Raw genomic sequence first — 11,245 nt, forward strand, 5'->3', positions numbered from 1 at the left:
CCAGTTCTCCGAACAACGGAAAACCGTTGCTCGTGCGCAGACTTTTTACCGTCTGCGAACGAGTCGCACTGACCCAGAAATCCTCAGAGGCTTGCTGTCCTTCCCCTTTGGTATTTACAATGATTGTGTTTACGAGCTTGGTTGGCGCGGCTCTGCTCCGGCTGGTCGGCTCTCTGTGCAATCTCTTAGTATCCCTCGTTCACAACTTCCCATGTTTCATTATTCAGTTGTAAAGTGATTGTGCGATTAGGCCCTTGAATTACTCCGTCCTTGCTTGCACACACAGAAAAAATAATTTTATTTTCTGTCTGGCTCTTTAATTCCAAAGAAACAACTTCAAAGACTGTATTCTCATAATAGGCTCTGGCTGCTTCATCTGCTATTTTCAACTCATCATTGGGTGCTGCTTCTGTAATAGAAATTAAATTGCCAATCGGGGGAGTCGATTCTTGAAAAAAGTCCGAGCAGACTATTTGTACCCACGTACCAGTTTTTAATTTCCAATCTTTTTGTTCCTCTGTCAATTCAAACAGCACTTTATCATAGCTTAGTCCTGAATTTTCCTCGACATCAACAAGAATAATGGGAACTAAACTTTCAATCACATTGTCAATGATTGTTCCTGTGAAAGTAATACTATTTGGAATGACAATTTGCTCTGGTTCATTCGGATCTGCTTCTTTGTAATTATCCTCTATAACAGGTGCGGCACCGATTGCTTCGCTATCGGGACGATTTATAAAAGTATCTTCTTCGCTGATTTGGTAATCATCAAAGGACGCAAAGAATCTACCGTCATCTAACAGAGAGATTGTAATTGCCTTTGTTGTAGTTTTTCCGTTTTCAAATGTAATCTCCATGACGATAATATCATTCCGCATTTCCTCCGGCAAAGCTGCAATCGTACTGTCCTCATTGTCAGTCAGTTCCCGAATGATAGCATTAGGCACCCAGCTGATCGTCAAATAATAATATTCGCTTTCGTCCTCCCCATAGGCAACGGTAAAGTTCTGGGCGTTCCCATATTCATCTCTTTTTTCTGTCCAGTCCCAAAAATTGATTTGCTGGTTTTTGCAAGAAAAACGGACTGTAGCAATATCTTTGCCAGAAAGATAGAACATCAACGGCTGTCCTTTCATCTCTCCGCTATCGCTGATTGTACCGCTATTCATTACCGCGCCGGCTGCGGTAATTTCTTCATTTGTGCCATAAGCATAAGCCGATACAATCATACCGCCGGAAAAAGGGGCAAGTATGCCGCCTACGGCAATCACGATTGCGAGACAAGCCGCAACCGCGCCCACTTTAATCCAAAAGGGCTTTTTATTTTTCTGCTCCTAACGCTGTGTTGTTCATAATGGACCTCCATTTCATTATTTCATGTGTTTGTTGCACCTAAAACCATTCACAAATGCGCAAAAAGGACATTCCTAAGTAATTAGAAATGTCCTTTGGTTTCGATGTTACTGTCACGAGTAACAAACTGTTGCACCTGTACGGTTTTGTTGTACTCATTTTTCCATAACACGTTACAATATTTTATTGAAAATCCAACTATTCTTCTGAGAATAACCGCTGTTTGCGCTGTATCATCTCATCGATTCTCTCGATATACTGCCCGACATCCTTGACATTGTCACAGCGTTCGATTCTGCCATCGCCATAGACGCGTTTGGAGATGGTTCCTGCACCGAGTGCCATGATCGTCTGGACCTCCTCCATAATTAAAATATTATAAATACCCGCCTTCTTCGGTTTTGCATAGCCGACATTTTCGAAATTGCCGGACATATTTTTCTGTCGGTAGAGATAATACGGTTCCATGCCCATCTGCTTTGCCCCCTGGGCAGCGATCGCCATCGTTTTGTCCGTGTTGTGCAGCGTGCTGATGCCGTGCTCCAAAATCCACTGGCTCAGCCTGGAAGCCCGCTTAATTGCAAGAGAATGTACCGTCAGGCTGTCGGGTCCAAGCTCCTGCACTCGGTGGATTGTCTCTTCGACATCTTCCTTCGTTTCTCCCGGCAGCCCGAGAATCAGGTCCATATTGATATTATCAAAGCCTTCCTCCCGCGCCAGCCGAAATGCCTCAACCGTCTGCGCCACAGTATGCCGACGACCGATCAGATCAAGGGTTTCCTGCTTCATCGTCTGTGGATTGACCGAAATTCTCGTCACACCATAACGCTTCATCACACGCAGTTTCTCTGCCGTAATACTATCCGCGCGCCCTGCTTCTACCGTAAACTCCCGCACCTGTGACCAGTCAAGCGTATTTTGAAGCTTCAAAAAAAGCCGCTCCAATTCCTCTGGTTCCAGTGTAGTCGGCGTGCCGCCGCCAATATAAACGCTGTCCAAAACGCGGTCTGCGCAGGCTTCTTTTACGAAATCGATTTCCTTTTCCACGGCGCTTAGATAGTCGCTCACGCGATTTTTCCATGCACAGATCGGAAAAGAGGTAAAGGAACAATACAAACAGGTCGTTGGGCAGAACGGAATCCCGATATAAAGGCTGTATCCTTCCTCATAATGAATTCCGGATAAAATCTGCATTTCCCGTTTGGCAATGTCAATCGACAGCTCCGTTTTTTCTTTCGATGCCAGATAGGTATGCTCCATATAGGCAGCGACTTCCTGTTCTGTTTGTCCCTGTTCCAGAAGCTGTTTCGCAATTTTCGTCGGACGAATACCGGTCAGGGTTCCCCAGGGAAGCGTCTTTCCTGTTTCTTCGGAAAGGAGCGCGTACAAAAGCTGTTTTAAATCGTTTTTAACCGTTCCCCTGTCCTCCGGCGTCTTTAGATTGACTGTTTTAGTCCCTCCATTTTCAATTCCTGCGCAGATGGACGTCTCATCAAATTCCACGAAAAACGCCGGCAGCCCGGCGTCACTTCGTTCTTCTTTGGTTCCTTTTACAAAAACTTTGATCTCCTGCTCCGGATAAAAGGCCTTTACCAGAGAATGGATATCATATGCATATCTGTCTTCATTTAACGTTACAATAATCATCTTTTTACTGGCAGTAGGGATTGTACTGCTTCTCCCTTCCAATTGTAGTAATATCTCCGTGTCCCGGATAAACTTTTGTATCTTCCGGAAGGACAAAGAGTTTTTCTTTCACAGAGCGTACCAGACTGCTCATGCTGCCGGTCGGGAAATCTGTTCTGCCGACCGATTCCTCAAACAGCGTATCGCCGGAGAATAAGAAACCGCCCTCTTTACAGTAATAGCAGCATCCGCCTACAGTATGCCCTGGCGTTGCAATGACCTGAAATGAAATCCCCGCAGTTTCCACTGTCTGTCCGTCTGTCAGCCATTCATCCGCTTCGATCGTCACAACAGGGGGCATCTGAGCAGATAGGTTTAACTCCGGCGTCCGGCAGACTTTCTTCTCTTCTGCCAATGCATACACCTTTGCGCCGGATGCTTTTTTTAATTCTGCTGCGCCGCCAATATGGTCAAAATGACCGTGTGTCAGAAGAATCGCTTCCACAGTAAAGTCCTTTTCGGAGAGCAATTTGAAAATCCCTGCTCCGTTTTCCGCAGGATCGACTACGACCGCCTTTGTCCCGCCTTCCCGGTATAAAAAATAACAGTTTGTTGCGCAGACACCCATCGTCTTTCGCCCAATTTTAATTTCAGACATTCGTTTTCCTTTCCCAGACGCCAAGCGGCAAATCGCTATTTTCCGATAGCATTGCAAACGTTGAAACGCCGCCAATTCCATATCGGCTTTCCCAATACCTGCTCGTACCTGCCGCCGGCATCGCATCAGCCCGTTGTACGCTCAATATCGATGACGCTTTCGATGTTGCGCAGCTTCGCTACGATCTGATTTAACTCTTCCCTGCTACTGATCTCAAATGAAGTAGACAATGTAGCAATTCCCTGCTTGTTCGTTCTCGTATTCATCGTCTGGATATCAATATTGCGCTCCGTCAGCGTTTTACTGATGTCTGCTAAAAGTCCGCTTCTGTTATGTGCAAAGATATTGATCTCCGCCATATATTTCTCACCATCTGCGCCAGTATCTGAGGGCTCCCACTCCGCTTCAATGAGTCTGGCACGTTCGATCTCCGGCAGGTTTAATACATTGATACAGTCCGTCCGGTGGATCGAAATCCCCCGTCCTCTTGTCACAAAGCCGACGATCTCATCCCCGGGCACAGGAGAGCAGCATTTGGAAAAACGTACTGCCACGTCATGAATCCCCTTGACCACGATGCCGTTTTTACTGTGGGGGTGCATCTGCTTCGCCTGATTGGCATTATTTTCTGCAATGGAGGCAAGCACTTCTTCATTGGTCATCACCTTCGGATGGTCTTTCTCATAAAGCTCCTGCATCCGATTGGCAATCTGACCTTCCTTGAGCGCGCCATGTCCGATCGCCGCCAGCACGCTGTCCCAGTCCATAAAGCCGTATTTCTTCATGACAGCTGCCTGATATTCCGGCTTCATAATTTCGCCCAGGTTGATCGAACGTGCCTTACAGTAGGTGTTGAACTGATCCTTGCCCTTAGTGATATTTTCTTCCTTGACTTCGTTTTTGAACCACTGGTTGATCTTGTTTTTCGCCTGCGTACTCTTGACTACCGTAAGCCAGTCACGGCTCGGTCCCTTGGAATTCTGCGAAGTCAGAATTTCCACGCGGTCGCCGTTTTGGATTTCGTAATCAATCGTCACAAGCTTTCCGTTGACCCGCGCCCCGATCATCTTGTTGCCGACTGCAGTATGGACGCTGTAGGCAAAATCAATGGGTGTAGAGCCTGCAGGCAAGGTCTTGACGTCGCCGGTCGGCGTAAAACAGTATACGCTGTCGGAAAACAGATCCAGATCGCTTTTCAGCATGTTCATGAATTCTTTGTTATCCGACATCTCGCGCTGCCATTCCAGAATCTGACGCAGCCATGCCAGCTTTTCTTCTTCCTGTGCCTCAACCTTTTTGCCGTCGGAGGCTTCTTTATATTTCCAGTGGGCGGCGATACCGTATTCCGCCACACGATGCATTTCATAAGTTCTGATCTGAATCTCGAAGGGCTGCCCGGAGCTTCCAATCAACGTCGTGTGCAGAGACTGATACATGTTTGCCTTGGGCATCGCAATATAATCCTTGAAACGCCCCGGAATCGGCTTGTACATCTCGTGGATTACGCCCAGCGCCGCATAACAGTCCTTAACCGTATCTACGATAATCCGGACAGCAAACAGGTCATAAATCTGGTCGATGGTCTTATGCTGGTTCTTCATCTTTTTGTAAATGCTGAAGAAATGCTTGATACGACCATCAATCTTAGCTTCGATTCCCGCCTTTTTGATGTGCTCGGAAACCTCGTCCACGATTCCCTGAATATACTTTTCGCGCTCGCTTTTGCGCATCGCGATCTTGTCCACCAGATCATAATAAACGTCCGGTTCGAGATATTTTAACGAAAGATCGTCCAGTTCTACCTTGATCTTGGAAATACCGAGACGCTGTGCAATGGGCGCATAGATGTCCATCGTCTCCCGCGCAATCCGGATCTGCTTTTCGTGGGGCATATGCTTGAGGGTGCGCATATTGTGGAGGCGGTCCGCCAGCTTGATCATGATTACGCGGATATCCTTCGCCATCGCCATGAACATCTTGCGCAGGTTCTCCGCCTGCATCTCCAGCTGTGCTTCTGTCTTATTGCCGGAATTGTCCGCAAGATGCAGATGCTGCAGCTTGGTCACGCCGTCCACCAAAAAGGCAACGTCCGTTCCGAACTGTTCTCCGACCTGTTCGACCGTCATCACGGTATCTTCCACCACATCGTGCAGAAGTCCCGCCACGATCGTCTCCTTATCCAGCTCCAGATCCGCCAGGATAATCGCCACGCACAGCGGATGGATGATGTAAGGCTCGCCGGATTTACGCACCTGTCCCTGATGGGCGTTATCTGCCAGCCGATACGCTTTTTCAATCATGGAAATATCATCCGAAGGATGATACTTGCGCACCCGCTCGATCAGGTCCTGATATAGTTCTTCCGGGCTTATAAATTCCTGAATGCTCTCAATTCGTCCGTCATCCAGCACCAGCTTGGTTTTCGGCTCTTTTGATCTGTCTTCCGTTCTATCCATCTTCCGCACACCTTACCATCGTCCAGTTTTATCAGTTTCTGCCAAAAAAGAGTTACGACGTAACTCTTTTTCGAAAATCAATTATTTGCCTTCATATACAATTGCGGAATCCAGACGATATCCTGCAATTGCTTCTCTTCCCTTCAGCCCTGCCAGCTCGATCAAAACCAACACGCCTGCAACCTCGCCGCCCAGTCTCTCTACCAGGGAGATCATCGCCTGAGTCGTGCCGCCGGTTGCGATCAGGTCATCTACGATCAGCACTTTCTGTCCGGGTTTAATAGAGGTCTTGTGCATTTCGATTACTGCCGTGCCGTATTCCAGAGAATATTCCTGAGACACGGTTTCACAGGGCAGCTTGCCCTTTTTGCGGATCAGTGCAAAGGGCTTATGCAGGTTATATGCGATGGGTGCACCGAAAATAAAACCTCTGGACTCTGCGCCTACGACTACGTCAAACTCCAGATCCTTTACCAGATCCTGCATGGTATCGACTGCGAGGTGCATGCCGTCAGCATCCTCCAGCACGCTCGTAACATCTCTGAAAATAATTCCCTCCTGCGGGAAATCCGGTATACTTCTTACATATTCTTCCAGTTTTTTCATTTTCCTATGCCTCTTTTTCTTCTCTTTTCTTTAAAATGGAACCCTGTCAAACGGGACTTATCGATGTTATCATTATATTATTTTCCTTCATTAAAGTCAATACAGCCGAAAGCCCGGATTTTCCCTGCCATGACAGCATCTGAAAAATCCGGGCTTTCTTATTCCTTATTCTGATGAAAAAATGTTATTATACCAGCCAGTGCTTTGTTTCAACCTCTGCTGCGACTTATAAGTGGTTCACCACACCCGTAAAGAGGATTTGATCGCCTGCGTCTTCGCCGTTTCCGGTTAAAACAAACGCAAACGGGCTGTCAAAGGTAAGCTCTATCGGATCGGTTTCGGGCATCAGCGCCATTTTTTCCAGTCCCATCGCGGTAACTGCGGCAGCTGTCAGTCCGTTTTCGTCCACCTCAACCATTGCACTCTGCAGTGCACTCGAAATATAGAGAGCCTCGTTATCCAGAACCTCTGTCAGCGCAGCGTCTGTTGCCTGCATCAGCGGAATCCCCATGGCTTCCAGAGCCTCTTTGATCGAGAATACATTGCTTTCCAGCTTAAACTTGGGCAAAGAAAGCTGTACGCAGCGGTAATCCGCTCCGCTGATTTTCTGCAGCTTTTCTGTCGTCAGGCTCTGCAGTACCTCTTCCGCACTATAGCCGTCTTTGGGCAGGCACAGAACCATCTGTCCTCCGCTTGTCGTCCAGAGCACGATAGCCTGCATCGTCTCGTCCTCATAATAAATGCCGTCGCTTAGCTTCTGATTCATAAACTCTGCATTCTCGTCCTGCTTTGCGCCGTGGAACGTGCCCTCCGTCGTATTTTCTTCCAAAAACGGGCTGCTCCAGCTGTCCGAAAAATACAATGCATTCGCAATCGCCGCTACCGTATCCGCATCGAAGGAGTCCACAATCTCTACAATCTTTCCATCGGTCTTCTCTGAGGCCCAGCTGTTGATGGCATTTGCTGCAGAGGAATCCGAAAAGTCAACCGAAAAGAGTTTTCCATCGTAATTGTCCGAAAACAGCTGTTCAAACGTCTGATTTACCGCTGCATCCTTTTGAACAAACAATGCATTTGCGATTTTCAGTGGGCTTTCAAACGTTTCTCCATATTCTTCGTAGCTTTTTCTGCGTTCCTCCTGGGAAAGCCCGGCATTGACCGCCTTTACCGTCTGATTTAACGTTTCAGCGTCGATCCCGGCTTCGCCGATCACTTTCAACAGCTGTTCCTGTGTTGCCCCGCTGCAGCCGTTTACCAGCGCCGCCAGGGGCAGCCATGCGGAATACGGGGATGCGATCAAGTTTTCTCCCTCTTTTTTCTGCTTCAGCAAAGCCTCCGTAAAACGCAGTGCAAAGCCGTTTTCCTCATCCCGCGCAACATCCTGATCCTGTGTCTTATCTGCAGCCGTCTGATTTTTTTCATCCGTTTCAGACGTCTGATCCTGTTTTTTTGAATCGCTTGTCTCCATAGACTGCGCTTCTTCCGTTTCCGTCCGGGTCTGTGCAGGCTCTTCCCCGATACTCTTTTGTCCGCAGCCGCTAAATAACATTCCCTGTGCCAGCAGGCTCAGGCTCATAAAAAGTGCAAGCATCTGTTTTTTTCTCATATCCGAAATTTCCTTCCTATATGGTGTTGTAAAATCGACAGTTTTTCAACCCTCCCGGCAGGAAATCGTCCTGCCGCAGGATTCTTTTGTGCCCTGCTATCTACATACACGCAGACAGCTGCCGTCCGGTTTCACATAGTTTGAAAATTTTTAAAAAAATTTCAGGTTGCCATATAGTCTGTCCTTCACGATACCAAAACATTCCCGCAGCACATTATTGGGCAGAAAATAAACACCGGAATCCGCAGAAATCCCGACCGGATCTAAAAAGCCCTGCTGTTTTGCCAGCTGCAGGCTTCTGTAAACATGAAAATTGCTTGTCACAATGCCGACCTTCTGAACCTCCTGCGGAATCAGCTTTCTGGAAAAGCGCAGATTTTCTACGGTGTTGGTGGACTGGTCTTCTAAAATCAGCCGTTTGGGGTCAATTCCTTTTTTTACCAGATCATCATACATACCCTGTGCCTCGCTGACCGGCTCGTTGCTGCCCTGCCCGCCGGACAGTACGCAGAGCGTCTCCGGATTTTCCGTCAGATAGGTATATGCCCGACGCAGCCGCTTTTCCAGAACGACACTGGGCCCGCTTTGCTTCATCTGTGCACCCAACACAATAAGATAGGAAAGCTGCTGCTCCCCTTTTGCAGAAAAGGTGCTGCCAATCAGGACCAACAGAGCGCACAGACAGGTAATCCCCACGCCTGCAAGCACGCCGATTCCCGCCCGCAGTCCGATTGGCAAACGCATCCAGAGCCCTTTTTGTACAAAAAAGCCGAACAGACCAAACAGTGCCGTCCCTGCCAGCCAGATCAGGTAAAATTTCGTTCCGGCAGCCTTGGTTGCAACCACACCAACACAATATACCAGACACAGTGCCGCCAGCACATAACAGAGCATCGCCATTTTCATTCTCCTCGTCCGCTTCTTCTCCATTTTAATCTCCATCCCGCATACAGTTTTATCCAAACGGTTTACTCGTTTCGAAACAGATCGTAATTGATCTTTTTGTAAAAGAGACGCTCGATTTCCTTTCGGTCTTCCATGTGCAGACCCAGAATCCACATGATCTTCGCAAGCACCGCTTCCAGCGTCATGTCGTAGGTTTCCAGAAACGGCAGCTGCTCCCGTGCTGCGCGCCCCACCACATAGGTGTCCATGCTGCTGCCCTCATACGTCACCTGCGTCGCCATGATCAGGATCTTTTCATGCGCCTTGTAATGCTGCATTTCCTCCAAAAGCGCCTGACGCAGACGATCCGGCAATCCACCGACACCGAAGCCTTCAATAATAATACAGTCATACACGCTCAAAATATGCGGAATGATCTCCGTGGACATTCCCGGTGTCAGTTTTAACAAAAACACCTTCCGATCCATCCGGTTAAAGAAACGCACCGGACCGCAGATATCCTTTTGGATATAATAGACCACCGTGTTGTCGTGAATCTGCCCAAGCACCGGAAAATTGATGCTGGAAAATGCATTATAGCTGAAGGTCGCCGTCTTTTTCGCCCGCGTTCCCGCAATAATTTTGCCGTCAAACACCAGCATAACGTCCCGGCTTCGGTCGTCAAGTGCACACCGGATGCTGTCGTGCAGATTTTTCCGTGCGTCGGTGATTTCCTGCAGAATCGATTTCTGCGCACCGGTCAGGACAATCGGCTTGACAGAATTCTGAATCAGATAGGAAAGCGCCGCAGCCGTATACGCCATCGTATCCGTCCCGTGGCAGATCAGAAACGCGTCGTATAACGTATAGTTTTTCTGAATCAGTCCCGCCAGCTTCAACCACCACGAGGCTTCCATATTCGTCGAATCAATGCTGCAGACCTCGTATGGAACTAACTCGCAGACATCTTCAAATTCTTTCATATAATCCAAAAAATCGTCGGAGGACAGCACCGGTGCCAGACCGTTCCCGCCATCCTGTGAGGCGATCGTCCCGCCGGTTGTCAGCAATAAAATTCGCTTTTTCATACGTTCCCCGTTTCTCAGCGTCTGTCCGTGCTTCCAAATCCGCCATTGCGGACTCCGTCCGCCTCGTCATCCTCCGTGATGCCATACGGCATGAAAATTCCCTGCAAAAAGCCCTCGCCCGGATGGATTTCGAGCACCTTGCCCTCGTTGGAATCGTTCGTTAGCTTCGCCATGATATGTCCTTCATTGTCGGAATTATAGTAATCGCTGTCGATAATTCCGACGGTATTATTCAGCTGCAAGCGGTACTTAAAGCCCTGTCCGCTTCTGGGAAACAGGCACAGCACCCAGTCCTCGTCCATCCGCGCACGGATTCCGGTCGGGATTTTAATCGTCTCGCCCGGCTTTAACACAAACGCCACCGGCGCAGAAAAGTCATAGCCTGCGCTTCCCGCTGTCGCCCGTTTGGGTTTCATAATATCATCATAAATTGCACGGATTTCCGCCGTTTCATGGCCTGGGAACGCGTCCGCGAAATCCTTTTCGTACTGTGCAAAGCTCACCTTTTCAAATGCTGCAATTCTTTTCATATTCTTCTCCTGCTGTCTCGCCTGCGCACCTTTTCTGTACGCCTGCAGTCGGTTATTTTTCTATCAGAGTTCTTCGTCCATCTCATAGTCGCCGCAGTGTAAAATCACCTCTGCCTCTGCTCCCGTCCTTTTTGATAATCTTTACCGCTCTTTCCGGACGGTAAATCTTTCCATAGCAAACCTCTGTTTCCGGAACCTGCTTTTCCTGCGTCATACTGCCTCCATCTTCCTGTTCTTCCAAAACGGCTCTGTGCCACAGCTTTTGTCCTATGCGTCCATGCACTGTTTTCCCGCCGTCACAACACGAACCGGCAGCAGGCAAAGTGCCCGATGCCGGTTCGTATTTTAACTACGCCTGATTCTACCGCAGTGTAATTCTGCGCAGAATATTTGTTACAGTTCACCCGCGCCATTCGCAAAAGCGCATCTTCGAT

At 48.4% G+C, this 11,245-nt stretch carries 11 protein-coding genes; all 11 read right to left on the reverse strand.

Annotated features, from left to right (window positions below; all coding sequences use genetic code 11):
* The coding region (locus OCV62_RS05915; protein ID WP_465245352.1) for a hypothetical protein at nucleotides 1-181 on the reverse strand (181 nt) is incomplete at its 3' end.
* Between the two features lie 4 nt (nucleotides 182-185).
* Nucleotides 186-1,304, reverse strand: coding sequence for a hypothetical protein (locus OCV62_RS05920; RefSeq protein WP_262585584.1), 1,119 nt, complete (start codon nucleotides 1,302-1,304; stop codon nucleotides 186-188).
* Nucleotides 1,305-1,554: 250 nt separating this feature from the next.
* Nucleotides 1,555-3,003 (reverse strand): coproporphyrinogen dehydrogenase HemZ, encoded by a 1,449-nt coding sequence (hemZ, locus tag OCV62_RS05925; RefSeq protein ID WP_262585585.1) that lies wholly within the window; start codon nucleotides 3,001-3,003, stop codon nucleotides 1,555-1,557.
* 4 nt (nucleotides 3,004-3,007) lie between these two features.
* Complete coding sequence (locus OCV62_RS05930) at nucleotides 3,008-3,640, reverse strand: MBL fold metallo-hydrolase (protein WP_262585586.1); 633 nt, start codon at nucleotides 3,638-3,640, stop codon at nucleotides 3,008-3,010.
* 125 nt (nucleotides 3,641-3,765) lie between these two features.
* Entirely contained in the window at nucleotides 3,766-6,096 is a 2,331-nt protein-coding gene (locus OCV62_RS05935; protein ID WP_262585587.1) for a RelA/SpoT family protein, read from the reverse strand.
* 81 nt (nucleotides 6,097-6,177) lie between these two features.
* The gene (locus tag OCV62_RS05940; protein ID WP_262585588.1) at nucleotides 6,178-6,702 is read right to left on the reverse strand and encodes an adenine phosphoribosyltransferase; all 525 of its coding nucleotides are present in this window, start codon (nucleotides 6,700-6,702) and stop codon (nucleotides 6,178-6,180) included.
* A 226-nt stretch (nucleotides 6,703-6,928) separates the two neighbouring features.
* Complete coding sequence (locus tag OCV62_RS05945; protein ID WP_021915735.1) at nucleotides 6,929-8,308, reverse strand: serpin family protein; 1,380 nt, start codon at nucleotides 8,306-8,308, stop codon at nucleotides 6,929-6,931.
* A 150-nt stretch (nucleotides 8,309-8,458) separates the two neighbouring features.
* Nucleotides 8,459-9,250: a YdcF family protein gene (locus tag OCV62_RS05950; protein ID WP_262585589.1), complete on the reverse strand. Its 792-nt coding sequence runs from the start codon at nucleotides 9,248-9,250 to the stop codon at nucleotides 8,459-8,461.
* A 26-nt stretch (nucleotides 9,251-9,276) separates the two neighbouring features.
* Nucleotides 9,277-10,281, reverse strand: coding sequence for an asparaginase (locus OCV62_RS05955; RefSeq protein WP_021915737.1), 1,005 nt, complete (start codon nucleotides 10,279-10,281; stop codon nucleotides 9,277-9,279).
* A gap of 14 nt (nucleotides 10,282-10,295) precedes the next feature.
* Nucleotides 10,296-10,811: a dCTP deaminase/dUTPase family protein gene (locus tag OCV62_RS05960; protein WP_262585590.1), complete on the reverse strand. Its 516-nt coding sequence runs from the start codon at nucleotides 10,809-10,811 to the stop codon at nucleotides 10,296-10,298.
* 82 nt (nucleotides 10,812-10,893) lie between these two features.
* Entirely contained in the window at nucleotides 10,894-11,052 is a 159-nt protein-coding gene (locus OCV62_RS05965; RefSeq protein ID WP_262585591.1) for a hypothetical protein, read from the reverse strand.
* Between the last annotated feature and the right edge of the window lie 193 nt (nucleotides 11,053-11,245).

The sequence above is a fragment of the Gallintestinimicrobium propionicum genome, assembly GCF_025567525.1.
Taxonomy (GTDB): Bacteria; Bacillota; Clostridia; order Lachnospirales; family Lachnospiraceae; genus Gallintestinimicrobium; species Gallintestinimicrobium propionicum.